Here is a 21,051-nt window from a genome sequence, read left to right as displayed (position 1 = left end):
CTGGAAGAGGTACTGCGCTCTCTGGTCGTCATGGTGGTTCGCCTCCCACGTGGTGACGTGCTGGGTGGATGGCACCGGCCCGCTCGGGCGGTCTGAACCGTGATGGCGCCTGGAACTCGGCAAGGCCCCTATTGGGACACGCCCTGTGGCTCGGTGACAGCAGAAGCCATCCCGCAACGACGGTCGACAAGCCTGTGACTGGACACTTCGATCAAAGATCTCAAGAGTCAGACCCCCGTCCGGGACGGCATCGCGCAACCGTCCCATCGATCCCGGCGCATCGGCACGTCCCGACCACAGCCGGATGGCTTCGCCCGAACCAATGCCCAACCTGGCCGGAGCAGGCTGAGAATGCGTTGACTCCCCGCCCACTCGTGACCGGCAATGGCGGACAGCCGTCTGGGCCGCCTTACGGTCGCCCTCCATCGACCATCTCTCGGAGCGTCAAACGAGCGTCACGGTCCGGCCTGCCCGCACTTCCACGGACCGCGCTGAAAGGAAGGCTCCACTGGACCGGCGATCTCAGGAGTCAGACCCCACCGTAGGACAGCACCCACCTGGTGTTCTCTGTCTATCCGGCTTGCAGCCACATCAGCCGGCTCCGGGTGTGATCAGTGGGCGCGCGCGATGGGCTGTTCGGACCAGATGGTCTTGTGGTTCTGGCTGTGGCGGCAGCCCCAGCGCTCGGCGAGTTGGGCAACGAGGAACAGGCCGCGTCCACCCTCGTCGGTGGTGCGAGCGCGGCGCAGACGGGGTTGGGCGGTGTTGGAGTCGGTGACCTCGCAGACCAGAACGTGGTGCCGGATCAGTCGCAGTTCCGCCGGCGGACGACCGTAGCGGATCGCGTTGGTGACCAGTTCACTGACGATGAGCTCGGTGGGGAAGAGGAGGTCGTCCAACCCCCACGCGGTGAGTTGGCGGGTCGCCCATCCCCGGGCGTCCGAGACAGCGGCCGGATCGGCCGGTATCTCCCAGTGAGCGGTGTCCTCGGCCGGTACGGCGCGGGTACGTGCCAGCAGCAGGGTCGCGTCGTCACGCGGTGCTGCGTCCACCAGATGGTCGAGGAGGGCCCTGCCGGTCTCCTCCAGCGCGCGGTCCGGGCGGCAGGAGGTGGCGAGCGCATCGGTCAGCCGCTGGAGTCCGTCGCCGGCGTCGTGCGCGCCTTGGTGGACCAGGCCGTCGGTGTAGAGCGCGAGGACGCTGCCCGGCTCGAGGTCGATCGTGGTTGTCTCGTACGGCATGCCGCAGACGGCGAGGGGCGGCCCCGGGAGTATGCCGACGGCTTCGGCACTCCCGTCGGGCCGCACGAGCACGGGCGGCGGGTGCCCGGCACTGGCCATGGCGCAGCGTCGGGTGACCGGGTCGTAGACCGCGTACAGACAGGTGGCGCCCGTGACGTCGTGGTCACCAGGGGGTGCTTCCGCCGCGAGGCGCTGGACCAGGTCAGCGAGACGCGTGAGCAACTCGTCCGGCTCCAGTTCGAGGTCGGCGAGGGTCTGGATGGCAGCGCGCAGACGGCCCATGGTGGCACTGGCGGGTATGCCGCGGCCGATCACGTCTCCGGCGACGAGGGCCAGCCGGAGAGCGGGCAGGGGTATGGCGTCGTACCAGTCGCCGCTGGTGCCGCCCCCACGGTTTGTGGGCAGGTAGACGCTGGCGGTCTCGGCTGCCGGAGTGTCGGTCGTGGCCGGGGGAAGGAGTCTTTGCTGCAGGGCCATGGCCGCTCTGTGCTCGCGCGTGTAGCGGCGGGCGTTGTCGATGGCGAGTGCTTCCCGTGAGGCGATCTGCCTCATGAGATCCACCTCGTCCGCGGTGAACGGTTCGGAGGGGCGGGTTCGCCAGACCACGATCGCTCCGAGGGTGAGGCCCCGGGCGTGCAGCGGTGCCACCATCACTGCCTGGATGTCGTGCGGGAGGAACTGCTCGGCCGGATGTGGGCCGCCGATCAGGGCGATGTAGTCGTCCCGGTCGTAGACGACCGTCTCGCCGTGCTGGAAACGGCGCAGGAGGGGGTGGTCGGACAGGGATGGGACGAGGTTGCCGCGCTGGATGCCGGGCGGCCAGTCCGCGGTGGCCGGCGCCAGGGCAGCGTTGCGCAGATGCGGATCTCCTCCGCCCAGCCGCTCTGCGGGTTCGTCACCGTCGAAGACGGCGTCCGCAAGTTCGACTGCTGCGAGATCACCGAAGGTGGGTACGAGGGCGTCCGCGAGATCCTGGGCGGTCCGCACGACATCCAGGGAGCCCCCCACCCGCTCGGCGACCGCGTGGGCAAGATCCAGCTGTCGGCGGGCACGCAGTTGGTCGGTGTCGTCTGTGTACAGGGCTGCGACTCCTGTGGGGCGTCCTCGCGCGTCCTCCAGTCGGAAGGCGGACAGCGACAGCGCGTGCCGCCGCGCCGGATGGTGTCGCCAGCTCACTCGCTGGTTTCTGTGGATCACCGGGACGCCCGTCTCGAGCACCTGCCGCAGTACCGCCTCGATGGTCTCGGCGTCCTCGGCGCACAGCACGTCGCTCAGTCGGGCGCCGGGCGGTATGGGACGGCCGTCGGGAGTGTCCGGCATGGCGTTCGTCTGCACGGTGGTGAGATCCGTGTCGTGCAGGGCGATCGTGACCCCGTTCTGTGCGGACAGTGCGCGCAGGAGGGCTGCGCCGTGCCGGTGGTCGGCGACGTGAGGAGTGGGGGCCGCGAGCACGAGGAAGTTCGCCGAGCCGCGCACCCGTGTGGTCCGAAATGTGACGTCGATCGTGTTGCCGCACTGGTGACGCAGTCGTACCCGGCCGGTCGCCGGCACGTGTGCGGCCCTGCGCGGGTCGTGCGGGAGGTCGGCCACGAGCTCCCGCACGGGGCGGCCGTGGACCTCGTCGGCGCGGAACCCGGTCAGGTCCTGTGCTGTGCCGGTCCACCCCACCACCGTGCCCCGATCGTCGAGCACTGCCGCGGCCAGACCGTCGAAGGCGGGCGGCCGGCCGCCGGGGCCGTCGCCGGAGACGCTCGTCGCACCTCGAAAGGCGCCTGCCGGGTCGGTGTTTTCAACATCCGATGTGTGCATGTCTCTGGCTTTCATTACGAGGTTCCGCGGCTACGGGAGATGGGAACCCTGTGGCGGCTGTCGGCGCTCAGCGGGCGCCTGTTGGGGATGGCAGGTCCTGTTCGGCCCAGACGACCTTGCCGTCTGTTACGGAGCGGGAACCGCACCTGCGCGACAGCCGACCGACCAGGTGAAGGCCGCGGCCGTGCTCGTCGAGATTGCCGGGATGGCGCGGGCGTGGCCGACCGGTGTTGGTGTCGGAGACTTCGCAGGTAAGCACCCGGTGCTGGATGAGCCGTAGGCGGATCGGGCCGTCGCCGTGGCGGATCGCATTGGTGACCAGTTCACTGACGAGCGACTCCATGGCCGTCACCAGCGGCTCCAGACCCCAATCATGGAGTTGACGGGCGGCCAGACGCCGGGCCGTCGGGACGGTGACGAGTTCGTTCGGCAGATCCCAGGACGCGAATTGGGCGGGTGGCAGGGCGCGAGTCCGCGCAAGGAGCAGGGTGACGTCGTCGGCCGGTGCCTGCGCCGACAAGGTCTCCATCGCCCGCGAGCACAGGTCCTCCAGGGCGGCACCGGGCTGTGCCAGGGCGGCGCCCAGACGCCGCAGGCCGACGTCGATGTCCTCGCCGCGGGACTCCACCAGGCCGTCGGAGTAGAGGGCGAGCACGCTTCCTTCGGGCAGTTCCAGTTCCACGGACTCGAAAGGCACCAGGCCGAGACCGAGGCCCAGCGGGGCTCCGGCCGGCAGGTCGGGGACGGTGACACCGCCCCGTGCGTCGACGACCAGGGGCGGCGGATGCCCGGCCCGTGCCAGCGTGCACCGTCGGGAGACCGGGTCGTAGACGGCGTACAGACAGGTGGCACCGACCACCGCGGGGACCTGGTCGGAGTCGTCGGCGTCCTCGTCGTTCAGTCGCCGGACCGTGTCGTCGAGGTGCGTCAGCAGTTCGTCCGGGGGCAGGTCGAGGTCCGCGAGCGTGCGCACGGCGGTGCGCAGCCTGCCCATGGTCGCCGCAGCGTTGATGCCGTGTCCCACCACATCGCCGACGACCAGGGCCACCCGGGCACCGGACAGCTCGATCACGTCGAACCAGTCGCCCCCCACTCCGTGGTCCAAGTCGGCGGGCACATAGCGCGTGGCGACCTCGACGGCAGCACCGCCCTGCACCCGGTGAGGGAGCAGATCGCGTTGCAGCGTGAGGGCGGCAGTGCGCTCGCGCGCGTACTGGAGCGCGTTGTCCAAACAGAGCGCGGCCCTGGTGACCAGCTCCTCGGCGAGGAGCAGGTCGTCCTCCTGGAACGGCGTCTGTTCCGTGGAACGGCCGAACAGCGCCAGTCCCAGCACGCAGCGCCGGGCACGGATGGGTACGACCATCAAGGAGTGGACGCCGCTGTCGCGTACCTTCTGCGCACGCGTCGGATCATGGTCGACCCAGGGGCCGACATGGGTGTCCAGCACCGGTTCCAGGTGAGACCTGCCCGTGCGCAGGACGGCGGCGAACGACGAGGTCGGGGGGACGTGGATCACCTCTTCACGCACCGCTGGCATCTCCAGGACACCCTGGTCGACGGAGGACACCCCCGCACGGCGCAACACAGGGCGGCGTCCGCTCGTCGTGCCGATCCGTGCGGCGGGCTCGAGTCCGAACGGAACCGACTCCACCAGGTCGACGACGGCGTGGTCGGCCAGCAGGGGCACGGTGAGCTCTGCCAGTTCCTGGGCGGTCTGCATCACGTCGAGGGTGCTGCCGATGTGCGTGCTGGCCTCGCTGAGGATGGCGAGGCGCTCGCGCGCCCGCTTGTTTCCGGTGACGTCCACGGTCATGGAGCACACGCCCAGCGGCGTGCCGTCCGCGCCCTGGAGACAGAAGAAGGAGGCGGAGAACGCGTGCTCGCGGGGGCGGTCCGCAGGCGGCCACGCACGGTACTCGTGCACCGTCGTCGTGCCGCTCTGCAGCACCTGCCGCATCACCACCTTGAGCGCTTCGGCCTCGACGGCGGGCAGCGAGTCCTTCAGGCCGCGCCCGAAGCGTCGGTGACGAGGCACGCCGTCGTGCCGCTCCATGGCGTCGTTCACCCAGATACAGCGCAGCTGCGCGTCATAAACGACGATGCCGATCGGGGCTCGGGCAAGGAGCGACTCCCGCACCGGTCCCCCGGTCGCCGCCGAGGACAGGGAACCTATGTCCGTCACGGACGCCAGCCACCGGGTGTCGTCGCCCTGTCCCCGTAGCAGGGAGACCCGCAGCGTCATCCTGAGCGTGTGGCCGTCGCGGTGGCGTATCGCGACGGTGCCGGACCAGCCGCCCCGCGCACGGCACTGCTCGGCGAACGCCAACGCCCTCCGGGCGTCCTCGGGAGGCGGCAGCACGTGTGCGGCGGACCGGCCCACCACCTCCCCGGCCGCATAACCGACGAGCTGCTGAGCGGCGTGCGTCCACCCCACGACGATGCCCTCGGCATCGATCATCGCTATCGCGGCATCGGGCACCTCGGGGAGGCTCACCGGCTCGGCGAGGAGGGTGTGGTCAATGTTGGTCATCGCGGTCCATCCCATCGGTGCGGAAGTAGGAGCGTCGGCCTGTGGTCCGGCGACCCTGTGTGCAGCGGTGGTGAACAGCGATGTCCCGGTGAGCGGCACACGGTGCGGTATGTGTCATATCAGAGCAATTCGCCCCTTTCTGATGAAATCATCAGATGTAATGGCTTGGACGTCAAGACCCTCATAAGTGATCGAAAGGTCAGATGCGGGGGCTCCAGGTCACGACTTCGCAGGTGAACGGACGGGTAGCGGGTTCCGCCGAGCATGCGCGGCGGGCGGGAGCGGCCCGAGGCTCAGACCACCCGCCGGATGGCGGCCCACCCTCGCGATCGCTCGGCAGGCTGGGCGCCGGGACGATGCCGGGGAACCCATACCCGGAGTGCCCGAGGGCTGATGCGGCACCGCACGGGAGTCGGCAGGCTGACGGCTTCGCCGTCCAGCCCGGCGGGGAGGGCCGGGGCGGCGGCGTAGACGACGACGTCGTCGGGCGTGGCGAGACAGGCGAGGCCGTGCGGTTGTCCACTGTGCAGCCTCGCGGCCGTCTCGGCGGGCGTCTCTGCCCTGGCGGTCAGTACTCCCAGCAGGCCGGAGTCCAGGTGCGCACGCCTGCCGAGTCCGGCAGGGTCATCCACTTGGTACGGGTTGTTGCTCACCAGTACGGCATCCGGCCCGTCCACGGTGAGCGGCCCGGCGCGCACCACCAGATCCGGGCCTTCGTGGCGGGCCAGGAATTCCGGAAGGATGCGCACTGCCGTGCCAAGCTTGTCGTCCCGATAAGCCGGGTCCTGCACCAGGGCGGCATAAGCACCGAACGAGACGTTGTTGACGAACGCCCGCTCGCCTGCGTACCCCAGATCCACGCGCAACTCGACGCCGTCCGTGAGGGCATCCAGCGCGGCCGAGGGGTCCCCACGGTCCAGGCCGAGATCCATGGCGAAGTGGTTGCGGGTACCCGCCGGAATGACCACGAAGGGCAGGCCGCTCTCCGCGGCCACCTCGGCGACAAGCGCCTGGGTACCGTCTCCGCCTGCCACGCCCAGCAGATCCGCACCGTCGTCCACTGCGCGTCGGGCTACCGTCGCCAGGTCCTGGGGGAGGGAACGATCGATCAGGACCACCTGGGCTCCGAGCGTGCGGGCGCGTTCCGCGATCCGGAACCGGCTCGCCTTCCCTCCCCCCGAACGCGGATTCACGATCAGACAGGGCCGCCGCGCGCCTGTCGTCGGCCGCGACGCGTTCTCGCTCACGGCGCGTACCCGAAAGCCGCACGCATCAGCCGGGCGCACCTCACTGGCGACATCAGGACTGCCGCGATCACGCCCGCAGCTGACGGCTCCGTCCCCCACCGGGCCGACGGTCCGGCGATTGCGCCTGCGGCCACCGCCACGATGACACTTCCTTCGACAGTTGCGGCCTACGGCATCAGCTTGCAGCTCGGCCTGGGGATCCGCACCTGGGATACGGCGGTGCCCCGAACGCCTTCACCACCCCCGAGCCAACGCCGTCTCCCCGGTTGAGAGTCCGACCGGGGCCCTTCTCCAGCGCCAGCCGCACCGAGCGAGTACGTCCAGCACGTGACGGACGCGAAGAGATCTCCTCGTTTTCCCGTGACCGGGCTGGGCACCCGATGCCCATGGCGACGCGTCCGGTTCCGGTGCGAACCATCCTCGCCACCATCGGTCTGGTACTCGCCACCTACGTCATACTCAAGTTGGTGGTCCAGGCTCGCCGGGTGCTGATCTGGGCGGTCATCGCGTTGTTCCTGGCCGTCTCCCTTCATCCGGCGGTAGAGGCCCTGCAGCGACGGGTGCCGCGGTGCCGACGGTCGGTGGCCGCCTTGCTGGTCTTCCTGGCCGCGGCCGCGGCCGTCGGCGCGGTGGTCGCCCTGTTCGTCATCCCCCTGGCCCAGGAGGGAAGCCGGTTCGCCGGTCGCCTGCCCGCGATGATCAGGGACGCCCAGGCCGGCCGCGGGCCAGTCGGCAACCTGCTGGAACGGACGCACGCTCTGCAGCATGTCCAGCACCATCAGGCGCAGATCCACGCGTTCGCCACCGGACTGAGCACGCCCGTCGCAAAGTTCCTCCGCGGTGCAGCGAGCACCGCGGCGGGCGCTCTCACTATTTTCGTGCTGGCCTATCTGATGGTGCTGGGGCCCCAAGGCCATAGACCGGTCCCTGGCCCTCGTGGACGAGGCGCCCGCGGTCCGCATGATGTCCATCGTCGCCCGATCAGCCTCATGTCGCTCGGCGGAAAGGGCAGGGGACCGTGGCGCATGAGGTGTTCCGGGCAAGCTCCTGCGTCCTGCAGGAGCCGCGATGCGTTTCCGCCGGACGTCCGATGCCGGCGGCCAGGCACAGTCGTGGGGGTCCCGTTCGGGTTGGCGACGGCGTTCACGGGTGAGGGGTGATGACGGCGCGTCCTTGGATCCTGCCGTCGTGGAGGAGCTGGTAAGCCTCGTTGGCACATTGCAGGGGAAAGTGCTCGACCAGCATCCTGATCTTGTCCTGCTGGGCGAGGGTGATCACATCCATCAGTTCGGCGAGGGAGCCCCAGTAGGGCGAGGCGACCGAGCACTCGTGCGGCGGGCTGGAGAAGTCGACGGGCAGGGCTCCGCCGCCGAGTCCGACAATGGTCAGGTGGCCGAGCATCCTGGCCACCTGAGCGGCCATCCGCAGCGTCGGGTCGATGCCGACCATGTCCAGCACGAGCTGAGCGCCCTGTTGCCCCGTCATGTCCTTGATGCGCGCGATCGCCTCGTCGCCCGAGAGCAGGGCCTCGTCGGCGCCCATGCGCGTGGCGGTCTCCAGCTTGCCGGCGTCGGTGTCCACGGCGACGACGGTGGTCGCAGCGCTGAGCGCGCGCAGAATCTGGATGGTCATCTGGCCCAGACCGCCGGCCCCGATCACGACCGCCGTCGAGCCCGGTCCCAGCAGGTGCAGCGACCGCTTCACGGCGTGATAGCTGGTCAGTCCGGCGTCGCTGAGGGGGGCGGCCTGGCGGGGATCGAGGGCGCCGAGCGGAATCAGGTAGCGCGCCGCCGGGACCAGCAGGTACTCGGCCATGCCGCCGTCGTGCCCACCGCCCAGGCCCGGTCCCTCACCCGCGCGCTTCTGGCAGTAGTTCTCCTGGCCCTGACGGCAGTTGGCGCAGATGCCACAACCCCAGGAGCCGTAGACGATCACAGGGTCCCCGGGCTCGAACCCGGTGACGCCCGGTCCCAGCCGTTCCACCCATCCCGCGTTCTCATGGCCGAGTGTGAAGGGAGGGGTCGTGAAGCCGGGTAGCGGTGCGGGTGCCTGCATGATGTGCAGATCGGAGTGGCAGGCACCGGCACCTGCGACCTTGACCAGGACCTGCCCCGGTCCGGGCTCGGGCACCGGCACCTCGCGCAGCTCGGGCGATTGCAGCCATCCGACGAGTTGAAAAGCCCGCATAGCGATCCTTCAGGCACACGCCGGTTCAGTCGCGGATGCCGTCGATGTCGACGAGGACGTGGCGCGGGCCGCGGAAGATCTGGTTGTGCCGGTACGGCGGCGGGTCCTCGACCAGCCGGGGGTTCTGCACCCGGCGGACGAACTCGCCGACCGCGATCTGGACCTCGAGTCGCGCGAGCGGAGCGCCGAAGCAGAAGTGGATGCCCTGGCTGAATCCCAGGTGCTCGTTGTCGCGGCGCTCAAGGTCGAGTTCGTCGGGGTCGGTGAACCGTTCCGGGTCGCGGTTGGCCGAGCCGTACGCCAGGAAGATCGGCGCCCCCTTCGGGATGGTGGTGCCGGCGATGTCGATGTCCTCCACGGCGGAGCGGGTGTGCCAGAACTGCACCGACGACTCGAAGCGCAGCAGTTCCTCCACCGCGGGCACGATCAGGTCGGGCCGGCGCCGCAGCTTCTCCAGCGCGTCGGGGTGCCGCAGCAGGGTGAGCACGCTGTGGGCGATGAGGTTGACCGTGGTTTCGTGTCCCGCGAAGATCAGGAGCAGGGCGTTGCTCACGAGCACACCCTTGGACATCCGTTCCTCCGGGCCGTCCTCGTTCACCATGGCCGAAAGCATGCCCGGGCCGGGCTGCCGGGCGTACCGGTCGAGCAGATCCGCTGCGAACTGCCCGAACTCCTGCACGGCCTGCCGACCCCCGGCCAGCCGGCTCTGCATTTCCTCAGAGGCGGCCTCGGGGCCGAAGTCCAAAGCGTCCAGGGCCGTTTCGATCCAGTGGTGGAAGCGTGACTCGTCCTCCAGTGGCACGCCCAGGACCTTGCAGATCACCGTCACAGGCAGGGGGTAGGCGAAGTCGTCGACGGCGTCGATCCGGGTCTTGCCCCGCATGTCGTCCAGGAGCCCGGCCACGATGCGATGGATCTCGGGTTCGAGGTCGGAGATCAGGTGAGGGGAATGGGGAGGGCCGACGAAATGCGGCGTCATCATCCGGCGATCCCGGTCGTGCTCGGGTGGATCCTGGGTGATGATGTTCGGCTCCAAGGAGATGACCGCCTCCGTGATCGGCTCGGCCTCCGCCTCCGCCGCGCCGTCGGCCGGGGCCGCGGCCGGGCCGGGGCACTTCCGTGGATCCGAACTGACCCGGGGGTCGTGCAGCAGCGCGACGATCTCCCGGTAGGTGCTGACGACATAGGTGCCGTCCGGCTGCCGCGCCACCGGTGTCTTGCGCAGTTCCTCGTAGAACGGGTACGGATTGGCGCGGTTGGCGTAGCGGAGGGCCTGCTGCCAGGGCGTTTCCTCGACCACGAGGCTCCCCTCCTTCTTCCTGTCGATGCTGCCGGCCTACGGGCTTGCCCCGAGGCGCGCGTCAGTGACGCCGCGGCCGGAACTCGGCCGTCCGCTCGCTCGGGGCGTGTCCGGTCAGGACGACGTCGGGGATCGCCGTCGGGACCCGTGGGTCCGGGAACTCGGCCGGCACCGGCTTCATGTCGGGCGGCTGGTCCCAGCCCGGCGGCGGAGGCGGGAACGGACCGGATTGCTCGATCAACTTCCCGTAGTACTCCAGCCACTTGCCGTGATCGAAGGTGACGGCCGCGACGATGCGGCCCCGGTGACCGTAGGCGGCGGCGAAACGGCGCTCCGCGACGGACCCTTGGGTGAAGACGATCTCGTCACCGAACGGCGGCACCCCGACGGACTTGATGTTCACGCCGAACTGACCGGACCAGAAACCGGGAAGCAGCAGATGCGGACGATAGTGGGGCTCGAGGTTCACCATGTTGTGCGCCGCGACCTCGGCGCCGAAAACGGCGTTGTCCCAGTGCTCCATCGCCAGGAACTGGTACTCGTACAGCACATGCGGCGCACGCGCCACGTCACCAGCCACGTAGATGCTGTCGGTGACCACGCCATTGATGTCGAAGGCCCGACCACCGGCGTCGCACCCGACGCCCCAGAAACCGGCTGCCAGTCCTGAGCCTTCCAGCCACTCCACGTTACGGATGGACCCCAGGGAGGCCACCACCACGTCGGCGTCGACGGTGGCTCCGTCGGACAGATGCACACGCCGCACATGCCCGCCGGAGTCGCCCTCCAGTGACGACACGCCCAGCCCGCAGCGCAGGTCCACGCCGTGATCGCGCTGCATCTGCGCGGCGATCTCCCCGATCACCCCGCCGAGCGCGCCGACCAGCGGCGCCGAACCCCGCTCGACGACGGTCACCGGAATGTCGAGTTCCCGGCAGACAGAGGCCACTTCCGAGCCGATGAACCCGGCGCCGATGACCACCACTCGCGATGGCGGCTCGGCCAGCTCCTTCTGCAACTGTTCGGCATCATCACGCGAGCGGATCGTGTGGACCCCGTGCAGGGCTGCCTCGTCCGGGTTGGGCCACTGTCGCGCGCGGGTGCCCGTGGCGATCAGCAACCGGTCGTACGGGACCTGCTCCCCATTCGCCAGACGTACCTGCTTGGTGGCCCGGTCCAGGCCGATGGCGGCCACCCCGAGCCGCCAGTCCGCATCCACTTCTCGCATGCGGGGCAGCTTGGTGTGTTCGGCCGGAACCCAGCCCTTGAGTACCTGCTTGGACAGCGGGGGACGGTCATAGGGCTCGTACGGCTCGTCCCCGATGATGGTCAGGGAACCGGTGAAGCCCTCTTCCCGCAGGGTTTCCGCGGCCCGCAGGCCGGCCAGGGAGGCACCCACGATGACGATCCGGCCGTTGGCCCGGAACTCGCGCACCAGCTCTGCGACCGTTGCCCTCAAGGTCATGACGTCTCGCCCCGCTCCGCGCCGTCCAGGCGGTCGATCACGATCGCCTGCACCGGGCACGCCGCAGCGGCTCGCTCGACCTGCAGGCGCCGCTCGTCGTCGGGGTTCGGCTCATAGGTGAGCGCTTCCTGACCGTTCAACCTGAAGACCTCGTGCGCCAGATACACGCACTGCGCGTATCCCTGGCAGCGATTCAGGTCCACGACGATCCGCATGGGCAGACTCCTTCCGTTCTGCCTCCGCCCCACGGCGACCATCGACCCGGTCATGCAGCCTCGGTCATGAAGCCATCGGCCGGTTTCTAAAGTCCTGTCAAGGCGACGGGGCTGGACGCCCCACCCTCCGCCCCGGCCAGGCCGCCGAATGAGCAGGTTCGGTCCTGCGCTGCGCCGCTTCCTTCACGGTGACGCTTGTCGGCTGTGAGCGTGGGCGTAACCAGAAGGGGGCGCTGCATCGACGGTTTCGGCATCAGGGTGTGCCCCGGTCATCACGCCCTAAAAAAATGCTCGTCCCGCCTTCCGGTGATCGCAAACCCGCCACTGCGGCGAACTGGACGCATCCGTGACTTCGAGCCCTGACTCCCCGGGCTGAGGCGATCTCCGGGCCGCTGAAGCCACCGATCACCAGGTCCGCTCCGGCCGCCGTCCCGCCAACCCGACATCTGCTGGCGCTCGTGCCAGCAGATCAACGGTTACCTTCGTCACTTCGACATTTCCATACGACGTATGGTAACAATGAAAACGCGCTTCCATACGACGTATGGAACTGCTCGGCCGGACCACACCGGGCGTCATACATCGCCTGGCAGAACCGCCGTTGGCGCAGATCACCCCCTCGGAAAGGAAAGATCATGAACAAGCTCGCGAAGCGCATCGCCCTCACTGTTTCCTCCGTGGCGGTCGCCGGTGCCGCCGTCCTCGGTACCGGTGGCACCGCTTCGGCCGCGCCCCTTGCATCCACCCACGCCCAGCACTCGACCGACGGGACCGTGGCCGCTGACTACAGCTGGGACCACGGTGTCGGCTACCTGCTCGAGCGGGGCTACTCCTGCGACGAGACCCGCGGCTGGCACCAGGACCGCCACGGCACCGATGCGACCCGGCACGACTGCGACGGTCTCTACTACCGCGATGGCCACTTCTACCGCTGGGAGGGCGAGGGACACGGCTGGACGTCCGACAGGTCCTACCGCCACGACGGGAACCGCTGCGAGCACGACCGCGGGGGCAGGCACCACCATGACCTGACCCGCGACGACCGGTGAGACGGGTATCGGCCATGAGCACAAGCAGTTCCCCTCGGCCCTGTCCCTGCCGGCGGCGGGGACCCGTCTGGCGGTCGGGGGGCGGCCTCCCCGACCGCCGGCCGAGTGAGTGCAGCGCCACCCATCATGCGGTGCCCCGGTGCCGTCCGGCGCCCGCACCCTGCTGTACCGCCTCCGCCCGCGCTGCCTCTTCGCCACAGGCCGGTGTGAGGCACCGCCGAGCCATACCCGGAAGCGGAAGCCGATGAAGAAGTCCTTGAAGGTCGTAGAACGGCAGGTGGCCGTGCAGCTGGTCGTCTCGCACGTCTACTCATTGCCCCTCTGCGTACGTCTGCGCTACGAGCCCGCTGATCCCTACGTCGTCCGTGCCGCCTTCTTCGTCGACTGCGACGAGCCGGTCGAATGGGTCCTGGGGCGAGATCTTCTGACTGACGGTCTGGAGGGTTCCGCAGGCCACGCGGACGTACGGATCTGGCCGGCCGCAGGGCGGGGTGACGAGTCGATCTACATCGCCCTCGGGTCCTCCGCAGGCACCGCCTTGCTCGAGGTCCCCGTGCAGGACATCTCGTCCTTCCTTCAGGACACCCAGGCCCTGGTGCCACGGGGTACCGAGTCCGGACTCATCGACTGGGATGCCGAACTGGCACACCTCCTCCCCCAAGGCTGACCGCCGACCATCCATGCTCAGAAGTAAAGGAACCAGTGTCATGTCCCAGTACCAGCTTCGCGTCTACACCCTGCGCAGCTCCGACGCGCTCACCGCCTACGAGAAGATCTGGGCCCAGCACATTCCCGGTATGGCCAAGCACCGGATCACCGCCCACGGCGTCTGGACGGTGCCCGCGGCGCCCGGAAGCGACACTCCCCGGCTGTACGCCCTCGTTTCCTACAAGGACACCGACGACGTGCAGGAGCGGCTGGAGGCATACCTGTCGAGTCCTGAATTCCGCGCGGACATGGAGGGCTTCGACATCAGCCAGATCGTCGGCCTCGACGAGACCGTGCTGACGCCCACCGTGGACTCTCCCTTGCGCTGACGGTCGGCCTGCGACGAGTGAGGCGGCCAGAAGGGCCGGCATCCGGCGGCCCTGCGATGGTGGTTCCGGTGTCGTCGATGGCGACCCAGCAGTGGTGGCCCTTGCCGGCATCGATACCGACCCATGAGCGGGGCACCTGTGTGGTCATGTGCGTCTCCTCGGACTCGGACAGCGTGTACAGCGTCGATCGCTGAGACCACGGGCGCCCTTTGTCCGGCAACCACCGTTGGCCACATCTCCGTGATGGCCCCGGCCGAAAGTAGTGGCCTCGCCTGCTCCCATCGGCCGGGCGCCCTTGCGACGGCACGAAGAACTGCTCCTGCGGGTGTCCTCGTGCCGACCGCCACCGGTCCTCGCAGTAACCGCGTCTCTGTGCAGCCTCTTTGAATCCGACGACAGCCCTTCCGATGGCCCTCCCCGGATGACTCGAAGCACCAGGAGTAAGACCCGATGAAGTCATTGAGAACTATGATCCAGGGGCTGCCTGTGAAGCTTGTCGGCGTGCAGGCGACATCCTTGCCCGTGATCATGAATCTGCGGTACGAGCCGAGTGATCCCTATGTGGTCCATGCCGCATTCACCACCGATGTCGACAGCGACGAGTCGGTGGAATGGATCATCGGGCGCGATTTGCTGATCGACGGCCTGGAGGGCCCCGCCGGCGAGGGAGACGTTCGCATATGGCCCACCGGCGAGGAGGGCTGCCGCGACTTGTACATCCTTCTCAACCCGCCGTCCGGTACGGCCCTGCTCAAGGCCCCAGCGCAGGAATTCAAGGCGTTCCTGCAGGAAACGGAGGCAGTGGTGCCCCGGGGGGCCGAGCTCGGCCACAGCGACTTCGACCGCTTGCTGGAGCACCTCCTCGCCGAAGGGTGAGTCCTGTCAGGGTGCGACCTGAGGCAGGCACACGGACGTCTGCGCCTCGGCGTTCACCGCCATGGTGAGTGGATGTCCGCAGTCGTGGCGTCGAGGGCGGCCGGGCCGAAGCCGGCCTCGGTCAGGATTTTCGCCGCGACTCCGCGGCCGACCCGCCCCGGTGAGACCAGCCGCGCGGATGCAACCCGCTACCTGGGTCGCATTGCCCACCTTCCCGCGCTCCGTAGCTCGCCGCTCGTCGGCAGGCTCTGTCGCAGGGACGCACCTGAAGGCGTTTACGTGGTCGTGGTGCGACCTGCAGCGGAAGTCTGTCGGCGGTCTTCGAAAGCTGGTTCTGGATCACATTCCGTGCCATGGCCAGGCAGGGTCACCACAACCGCGATCATGAACGGCCGTGGGTGATGTGCTCCTCCAACACCTGTGGTTCCACCAGGTCGAAGGTGTCCTGACCGAAAACGTCGTGGCCAGCGAGGAGTCGGTGGTCGTGCGGGGCCGCGGTGTTGGCGAAGTACTGCGAGATCGGGTACGCGGGGTCAGGCGCGATCGAGCCGTCCTGCAGATCGCTGCCGTAGTCCCCGTCGTCCCAGGCCCAGGGCGTGTGCGCGGCGTTGTCCTCACCGTTGTCGCCCGCGGACGTCCCCCAGGAGGCGTAGGGCGGGTTGGCGGAACGGCGCTCCCACAGGCCGCGTGTGACCGCCGCCTTCCGGGCGGCGGTCACGTGCGTCGTCAACGCTCGGGAGAGGGAGGGGGACCTAGTACACGCTGACGCCGTACGCGCTCAGCGCCTCGGTCACCGGCTGGAAGAAGGTCGTACCGCCGGAGGTGCAGTCGCCGCTGCCGCCGGAGGTCAGACCGATCGCCTTGGTGCCGTCGAACAGCGAACCGCCGGAGTCGCCGGGCTCGGCGCAGACGTTGGTCTGGATGAGGCCGTAGACGACGTCGCCGCCACCGTAGTTGACCGTGGCGTTGAGGGCTTGGACGGTCCCGCCGTGCACGCCGGTGGTGGAACCGCTGCGCTTGACCGACTCGCCGACGTAGGCGTTGGCGGCGGACGTGATGTCCTGGCTGGTGCCGTTGTAGAGGTTGACGGTGCCGGGGTGGCTGACGCCGGTGTTGTCGTAGCGGACGATACCGTAGTCGTTGGTGGGGAAGCTGGAGTCGATGGTCGGGCCGACGTAGGTGCTCAGGCCGGAGTTGGTGTACCAGTTCGGGTAACCGTCGGTGCAGTGACCGGCGGTCAGGAAGTAGTAGGCGCCGCTGCTGGTCCGGACGTTGAAACCGACGGAGCAGCGCCAGCCGGCGTCGGCGTAGATGGCGGTGCCGCCGTTGAGCAGCTTCCTGAAGGTGCCGCTGACTCGTCTGACGGTGACCGCGTCGCCGTAGGAGGCGGTGGCGGACTTGAGTTCGGCGAGGTCGGCGCGCGAGACGTTGCTGTCGGCGCTCACCACGAGTTTGTTGCTCCTGGGGTCGACGGCCCAGGCGGTGCCGGGGATGTCGGCAGCCTTGGTGGCGGCGCCGGCCTTGGCCAGCTGCGCTGAGTTGTGGGTGACGAGCCTCGGCACGGCACCGGCCTCGCGGACGGCCTCCGCGGCCTTCCGCGTGGTGACGTTGACCACCACGGACTTGGTCTCGGCGTCGTAGTACGAGCCGGCCGTCGAGGTGGTGCCGAGGGTCTTGGTGAGCTTGGCCGCGGCCTCGGGCGAGGCCTTGGCCGAGGGGGCGGCCTGGGCGGTGGGCGTGGTGAGCGACACCGCGAGGAGCCCGGACGCCAAGGCGATCAGCCCGGAGCGTCTGGCGGTGCGGGGGGTCTTGACCTTCACTCGTTCCTCCTGGGTGGGGACAGGGGAGACCCGTCAGGGCGGCACAAGAGCCGTCGCGAACGACGTGTCCCTGACAAATTCCAGGACGGGAGTATTCCGTCCCCCACGGTGGGCGAACAAGAAGCCGGAGGCAGAATTTACGCGCGTAACACGTTGGTACGTACCTGCCGGTCGAAGCGGCAAATGAGCTGCTACCACCAGTAGTTGAGGCACAGTTAGGAAACCGTCGGAGAGCTGCGCCGCGTACACGGCGAGTCCGAGGAACTGGCTCTCGGTGGTCCTGTGGCGGCGACGACCGGGGTCAGGGGCGGGCCACGGTACCGTGTGCTCGTTTTCGGTCGTTGGCGTCGACTGTCGAATGCGCAGCCGGCCCCCGCAGGCCATCGCGGCGCTCTGATCTCACGCCTTTTCGAAGTCCACCGACAGAAGTCTGGCCGCCGTTTGTCCGCTTCGCGCTCGCCCCGCAAGCCCGCTGGTGGACGACGGCCGAGTTGCGGTCAGCCGGAGTGCTGGCCGAGCCTGCTCAACTGCTCGACTCATGGACGGCAACGGCTACTGGGACGGGCGGCTGCCCGATGAAGAGATCTCGCTTGAGTGAGCGGCTTCCACGCCGACCGTGCGCTCGCTGTGCCCCGCTCCCCGAACCCTGACGGGCCACTGGCCCAGGTCAGCGGAGGAACTGGTTCCAGGCGGTGCCGCCGAGGTCTGAGCGGGTCCGTGGTCCGGAGCGAGCGACCCGAACGCTGGCGCCCAGGGTCCTGGCCACTGCCAGACGCTGCGTTTCCTGGAGCCCTACGAGACCGGGGCCATGTACACCGTCCAGGCGAGCAGAGCATCGGCAAACATGGTCGGCGAAGCCGCTGCGGAACCAAGGCGTAACCCGCTGCGAAGAATTGAAGGGCGGAGACCTTGTCGGACGGATGGCCTGGCTTGCTTCGCGGCCGCAAGCCGCTACACCTAGGACCAACCTCGCAAAGCGGCGTCCACGACGGCGATCACGGTGTCGCATCCCAGGTGGTTCCCGACGAAGAAGCGCTCGAAGAACAGCGGCCCGGCGGTGGCCATGGCGAATGTCTCGGGCGTGACGTCGGGCCGGAGCTGGCCGCGCTCGACGGCTGCGGTAACCGCGGGACGCAGGGCGTCGGTGATCTGGTTCAGCAGTGACTCCCGGAGGCGGCGCATACCTTCGTCGTGCGTGAGCCCCCGAGGACCGCGGCAAGGACGGCCCCCGATTGCTCGTCGCCCCAACGCTCGGCGAGCACGTTCAGACGGTAAATGAACTCCGCTCGCGGATCGTTGCCCGAAGCGGCCCGAAGCTCCTCGGGTACCGGAGGGAGAGGGGGCATGCCGGCCTCCAGCGCGGCCAGGCGGAGGTCGAGAAGGCTCGGCCAGTGCCGGTAGACGGTTGCCCTGCCGACGCCGGCACGAGTCGCAACCATTTGATGTGTCACGGCCTCCAGCCCACCTTCCGTGAGCAACGCGGTGGCCGCCGCGACCATGGCCTCACGACTGCGCAATAGACGCGGATCTGTTCGATCTTCCACCTTGTACACCTTCCGCTGATAGAACCCGAGTCGCTGCCCCTATGGGGCATCCATTGAGCAAGGGAGGGGAGCCGCAAAGACCCTGTTCGCCCACCTCGAAGGTGGGTGGCCCTCAAAGCACTGCTTGTCCCACTACATGTGCACGACGGATGCAGCGTTCTCGTCCTGCTGGGGTACACCCCGGCGGTACAGCAGCACGGACACCACCAGACCCACCACGAAGACGGCCGCCGACCACCAGTACGCAGTGGAGTAACCCTCGAGACCGGCCTGCGCCAGGACGCCGGGGTCCTCGGGGTCACGGCCGGAGAGGTAGTTGGTGGCGGCGTCGGAAGCCATCGTGCTGAGCAGGGCGACGCCGATGGACCCACCCACCTGCTGGACGGTGTTCACGGCGGCGGACGCGACTCCGGCATCGGCCGCGGCCACGCCGGAGGTGGCCAGGCTCATCGCGGGCGCGATGACCGTGCCCAGCCCGATGCCGACGAGTACCAGCTGGGGCAGTACCTGCGTCACGTATTCGCTGTTCAGGTCCAGCGTGGTCATCCAGATCAGCCCGGCGGCCGCAATGGCCATGCCCAGCGGGACCACCGGCTTCGGTCCTATGCGCGCCACCAGGACGTTGTTGGCCACAGCGGAGGCGGACGACGAGGCCACGATCAGGGGCAGGAAGGCGAAGCCGGTGTTCAGAGCGCTGTAGCCGAGGCTCTGCTGCAGGTAGTAGGTCAGGAACAGGAACACGCCGAACATGCCCGCGCCGGTGACGAACAGGGCGGCGAAGGAGGCACCGCGGTCACGGTCCAGCAGGACCCGCAGGGGCAGCAGCGGATACGCCGCCCTGTTCTGCCACCACACGAAGACAGTCACCAGTACGGCGCCGACTGCCAGCATCCCCCAGGTCGCAACCGAACCCCAGCCGTGCGTCTCGGCGTTCGAGAAGCCGTAGACGAGGCAGAACAGGCCGGTGGAGACGAGAAGGGTGCCGAGGACGTCAAGCTTCGAGGACGTGTCGCGCGGGGTGCGGTGCAGCAGAACCGCGCCACCGACGAACGCCACCCCCGCGAAGATCACGTTGACGTACATGGTCCAGCGCCAGTCCAGGTACTGGGTCAGCACCCCACCCAGGATCAGGCCGATGGCTCCGCCTGCACCGGCGATCGAGCCCGCGACGGTGAAGGCCTTCGCCCGCTCGCGCGGCTCGGTGAAGGTGGTCATCAGGAGCGACAGGGCCGACGGGGCCAGCAGGGCGGCGAACAGGCCCTGAACTGCGCGCGCGACGACGAGCATGAGGAATCCGTTCGCCGCGCCTCCCACCATGGAAGCGGTCGCGAAGCCGGCCAGACCCACCAGGAAGGTCACCTTCTGCCCGACCAGGTCCGCGACCCGGCCGCCGAGCAGCAGCAGGCTGCCGAAGGCCAGCGCATAGGCGGTGACCACCCACTGCCGGTCGGCGTCCGAGAAGCCCAGGTCGTGCTGGGCGGACGGCAGGGCGATGTTCACGATGGTGCCGTCGAGGACACCCATCAGCATCGACAGGGAAATGACCAACAGAATCCACCAGCGACGCCGGTGCGACAGGTCGGGCACATTCTCAGGTGTGGTCTCGGCGCCGCAAGCAGCGGCGGTGGCGTTCTGGGACATGGGGGCAGCCCTCCGGACAGCGGATGGGGGACGGAGGAAGAGAGAAAAGAACGGCCGACGGTCTCCCCCTTCAGGAGAGAGACCAGGAACAAGCCGACGACCATGGCCATTTCACGGTGCAGCGCCGGCATACGGCTGCCGTGTAGAGGCTCGATGTGGAACCACCCCGCCGGGCGGTCTCACCCGATGTGACGGGGTGGCTCCCATGTGTCGCAGCCTGGGATCGCCCGACTGCGGGCGCGCCTCAGGCGCCAGTGCCTGGGGCGCAGCGTCTCAAGCTGACTGGCTCAATGGCCGGCGTGCCGGCCGTCACGACCGGCGGTGAGGCGGCCTTCCAGGCCCGTGATCAGCGTGTCCATCACGAGGCGGAACATGTGGTCCTGGTCAGGGCCTTCAGGGGCCGCACTCGTAGAGCCAGGGCGTGCGTCCGCGGCCCCGTCTTCGTCGGCTTCAGGGCCGTGGGGCTTGAGGGTCGACCACTGGTGGAGTGCGCCGTTGAGTTCTGCGGCGAGGACACCGATGACGACGGCGACCATCAGCGCCGCGATCTCCGAGACCTCTGACTGCGGAACCCCGGCAGCCTCCACGATCGCGGTGAGCGCGGTCCAGAACGGGTCGTCGGCCTGGATGAAGTCGGGCTGGTGGCTGAACGAGTAGGCCATCAGTTCCGGGTGACGGTGCGCCAGGGTCCGGAAGTCTGTTGCGAGCAGGCGGATGCGCTCCTGCCAGGGAGCGTCCTCAAGCGTCACGGTGCGAAACTGAGCGCCGACCATTCTTGTCACGCCACGCAGCACCGCTTCCTTGTTCGGCACGTGGTGGTACAGCGACATCGGGTTCGCGTCGAGCGCGGTGGCGAGTTTGCGCATGGTGAGCGCCTCGACGCCGTCCTCGTCGATGAGCCGCAGGGCGGCGGCATAGATCCCGGCCTCCGTCAGAGGCACGTCTCTCTTCCTCGTTCCCCGCGGGGGACGTCTCACTTTCTTTTCCATACCTCGTACGGTACCAGTTCCGTACACGGTATGGAAATGAGCTTCACCACAGCCCCACCTGAGCTCCCGGGGTTGCACTCCACTTTCCGTACCGCGTATGG

General features: G+C 68.7%; 18 protein-coding genes. 5 read left to right on the top strand and 13 right to left on the bottom strand.

The window, feature by feature from the left end:
* Positions 1-611 precede the first annotated feature (611 nt).
* The 3 genes from ACFYZZ_RS04055 to ACFYZZ_RS04045 form a co-directional block, all read right to left on the bottom strand.
* Positions 612-3,050 (bottom strand): SpoIIE family protein phosphatase, encoded by a 2,439-nt coding sequence (locus ACFYZZ_RS04055; protein ID WP_389171239.1) that lies wholly within the window; start codon positions 3,048-3,050, stop codon positions 612-614.
* Positions 3,051-3,117: 67 nt separating this feature from the next.
* Positions 3,118-5,580: a SpoIIE family protein phosphatase gene (locus ACFYZZ_RS04050; RefSeq protein WP_389171236.1), complete on the bottom strand. Its 2,463-nt coding sequence runs from the start codon at positions 5,578-5,580 to the stop codon at positions 3,118-3,120.
* A 293-nt stretch (positions 5,581-5,873) separates the two neighbouring features.
* Entirely contained in the window at positions 5,874-6,926 is a 1,053-nt protein-coding gene (locus tag ACFYZZ_RS04045; RefSeq protein WP_389171234.1) for a diacylglycerol/lipid kinase family protein, read from the bottom strand.
* 287 nt (positions 6,927-7,213) lie between these two features.
* Between ACFYZZ_RS04045 and ACFYZZ_RS04040 the strand changes: the two genes are divergently transcribed.
* Positions 7,214-7,987, top strand: a complete 774-nt coding sequence (locus ACFYZZ_RS04040) for an AI-2E family transporter (protein WP_389171231.1) — start codon at positions 7,214-7,216, stop codon at positions 7,985-7,987.
* Here ACFYZZ_RS04040 and ACFYZZ_RS04035 read toward each other — a convergent pair.
* The 4 genes from ACFYZZ_RS04035 to ACFYZZ_RS04020 form a co-directional block, all read right to left on the bottom strand.
* On the bottom strand, positions 7,971-9,014 hold the full coding sequence (locus ACFYZZ_RS04035; protein WP_389171229.1) for an NAD(P)-dependent alcohol dehydrogenase: 1,044 nt from the start codon (positions 9,012-9,014) through the stop codon (positions 7,971-7,973). The two genes, ACFYZZ_RS04040 and ACFYZZ_RS04035, sit on opposite strands and share 17 nt — an antisense overlap.
* A 25-nt stretch (positions 9,015-9,039) precedes the next feature.
* A complete protein-coding gene (locus tag ACFYZZ_RS04030) occupies positions 9,040-10,314 on the bottom strand; it encodes a cytochrome P450 (protein ID WP_389171227.1) in 1,275 nt (424 codons plus the stop codon).
* 61 nt (positions 10,315-10,375) lie between these two features.
* Positions 10,376-11,779 carry an NAD(P)/FAD-dependent oxidoreductase gene (locus ACFYZZ_RS04025; RefSeq protein WP_389171225.1) on the bottom strand — a complete coding sequence of 468 codons (1,404 nt, stop codon included), beginning with the start codon at positions 11,777-11,779 and terminating at the stop codon, positions 10,376-10,378.
* Positions 11,776-11,994 carry a ferredoxin gene (locus ACFYZZ_RS04020; RefSeq protein ID WP_386576192.1) on the bottom strand — a complete coding sequence of 73 codons (219 nt, stop codon included), beginning with the start codon at positions 11,992-11,994 and terminating at the stop codon, positions 11,776-11,778. The genes ACFYZZ_RS04025 and ACFYZZ_RS04020 overlap by 4 nt, the downstream gene beginning before the upstream one ends.
* Positions 11,995-12,629: 635 nt before the next feature.
* Between ACFYZZ_RS04020 and ACFYZZ_RS04015 the strand changes: the two genes are divergently transcribed.
* The 4 genes from ACFYZZ_RS04015 (at position 12,630) to ACFYZZ_RS04000 (ending at position 14,956) form a co-directional block, all read left to right on the top strand.
* A complete protein-coding gene (locus tag ACFYZZ_RS04015) occupies positions 12,630-13,043 on the top strand; it encodes a hypothetical protein (protein ID WP_389171222.1) in 414 nt (137 codons plus the stop codon).
* A gap of 244 nt (positions 13,044-13,287) precedes the next feature.
* Positions 13,288-13,710, top strand: a complete 423-nt coding sequence (locus tag ACFYZZ_RS04010; protein WP_389171219.1) for an SsgA family sporulation/cell division regulator — start codon at positions 13,288-13,290, stop codon at positions 13,708-13,710.
* 40 nt (positions 13,711-13,750) lie between these two features.
* Positions 13,751-14,080 carry an NIPSNAP family protein gene (locus tag ACFYZZ_RS04005; RefSeq protein ID WP_389171217.1) on the top strand — a complete coding sequence of 110 codons (330 nt, stop codon included), beginning with the start codon at positions 13,751-13,753 and terminating at the stop codon, positions 14,078-14,080.
* Between the two features lie 468 nt (positions 14,081-14,548).
* Positions 14,549-14,956, top strand: coding sequence for an SsgA family sporulation/cell division regulator (locus ACFYZZ_RS04000; protein ID WP_389171214.1), 408 nt, complete (start codon positions 14,549-14,551; stop codon positions 14,954-14,956).
* 382 nt (positions 14,957-15,338) lie between these two features.
* Here ACFYZZ_RS04000 and ACFYZZ_RS03995 read toward each other — a convergent pair whose 3' ends face one another.
* The 6 genes from ACFYZZ_RS03995 to ACFYZZ_RS03970 all read right to left on the bottom strand — a co-directional run bounded on the left by ACFYZZ_RS03995 (position 15,339) and on the right by ACFYZZ_RS03970 (position 20,902).
* The gene (locus tag ACFYZZ_RS03995; protein ID WP_389171212.1) at positions 15,339-15,674 is read right to left on the bottom strand and encodes a hypothetical protein; all 336 of its coding nucleotides are present in this window, start codon (positions 15,672-15,674) and stop codon (positions 15,339-15,341) included.
* Between the two features lie 34 nt (positions 15,675-15,708).
* The gene (locus ACFYZZ_RS03990) at positions 15,709-16,776 is read right to left on the bottom strand and encodes a S1 family peptidase (protein ID WP_389171209.1); all 1,068 of its coding nucleotides are present in this window, start codon (positions 16,774-16,776) and stop codon (positions 15,709-15,711) included.
* Between the two features lie 957 nt (positions 16,777-17,733).
* The gene (locus ACFYZZ_RS03985) at positions 17,734-17,958 is read right to left on the bottom strand and encodes a TetR-like C-terminal domain-containing protein (protein WP_389171207.1); all 225 of its coding nucleotides are present in this window, start codon (positions 17,956-17,958) and stop codon (positions 17,734-17,736) included.
* The gene (locus tag ACFYZZ_RS03980) at positions 17,931-18,215 is read right to left on the bottom strand and encodes a hypothetical protein (protein WP_389172004.1); all 285 of its coding nucleotides are present in this window, start codon (positions 18,213-18,215) and stop codon (positions 17,931-17,933) included. Before ACFYZZ_RS03980 ends, ACFYZZ_RS03985 begins: the two co-directional genes overlap by 28 nt.
* A 237-nt stretch (positions 18,216-18,452) precedes the next feature.
* Complete coding sequence (locus ACFYZZ_RS03975; protein ID WP_389171204.1) at positions 18,453-19,961, bottom strand: MFS transporter; 1,509 nt, start codon at positions 19,959-19,961, stop codon at positions 18,453-18,455.
* A gap of 287 nt (positions 19,962-20,248) precedes the next feature.
* The gene (locus ACFYZZ_RS03970) at positions 20,249-20,902 is read right to left on the bottom strand and encodes a TetR/AcrR family transcriptional regulator (RefSeq protein WP_389171201.1); all 654 of its coding nucleotides are present in this window, start codon (positions 20,900-20,902) and stop codon (positions 20,249-20,251) included.
* Between the last annotated feature and the right edge of the window lie 149 nt (positions 20,903-21,051).

The organism is Streptomyces sp. NPDC001816, from assembly GCF_042892235.1.
Taxonomy (GTDB): Bacteria; Actinomycetota; Actinomycetes; order Streptomycetales; family Streptomycetaceae; genus Streptomyces.
The sequence above is the reverse complement of the archived record's forward strand: the minus strand, read 5'-3'. Positions and strand labels throughout refer to the sequence as shown.

Coding starts and splice junctions, on each gene's coding strand:
- ACFYZZ_RS04055 (WP_389171239.1), bottom strand. CDS start 3,050: ATGCACACATCGGATGTTGAAAACACCGACCCGGCAGGCGCCTTTCGA.
- ACFYZZ_RS04050 (WP_389171236.1), bottom strand. CDS start 5,580: ATGACCAACATTGACCACACCCTCCTCGCCGAGCCGGTGAGCCTCCCC.
- ACFYZZ_RS04040 (WP_389171231.1), top strand. CDS start 7,214: ATGGCGACGCGTCCGGTTCCGGTGCGAACCATCCTCGCCACCATCGGT.
- ACFYZZ_RS04035 (WP_389171229.1), bottom strand. CDS start 9,014: ATGCGGGCTTTTCAACTCGTCGGATGGCTGCAATCGCCCGAGCTGCGC.
- ACFYZZ_RS04025 (WP_389171225.1), bottom strand. CDS start 11,779: ATGACCTTGAGGGCAACGGTCGCAGAGCTGGTGCGCGAGTTCCGGGCC.
- ACFYZZ_RS04020 (WP_386576192.1), bottom strand. CDS start 11,994: ATGCGGATCGTCGTGGACCTGAATCGCTGCCAGGGATACGCGCAGTGC.
- ACFYZZ_RS04015 (WP_389171222.1), top strand. CDS start 12,630: ATGAACAAGCTCGCGAAGCGCATCGCCCTCACTGTTTCCTCCGTGGCG.
- ACFYZZ_RS04010 (WP_389171219.1), top strand. CDS start 13,288: ATGAAGAAGTCCTTGAAGGTCGTAGAACGGCAGGTGGCCGTGCAGCTG.
- ACFYZZ_RS04005 (WP_389171217.1), top strand. CDS start 13,751: ATGTCCCAGTACCAGCTTCGCGTCTACACCCTGCGCAGCTCCGACGCG.
- ACFYZZ_RS04000 (WP_389171214.1), top strand. CDS start 14,549: ATGATCCAGGGGCTGCCTGTGAAGCTTGTCGGCGTGCAGGCGACATCC.
- ACFYZZ_RS03985 (WP_389171207.1), bottom strand. CDS start 17,958: ATGCGCCGCCTCCGGGAGTCACTGCTGAACCAGATCACCGACGCCCTG.
- ACFYZZ_RS03980 (WP_389172004.1), bottom strand. CDS start 18,215: ATGGTTGCGACTCGTGCCGGCGTCGGCAGGGCAACCGTCTACCGGCAC.
- ACFYZZ_RS03975 (WP_389171204.1), bottom strand. CDS start 19,961: ATGTCCCAGAACGCCACCGCCGCTGCTTGCGGCGCCGAGACCACACCT.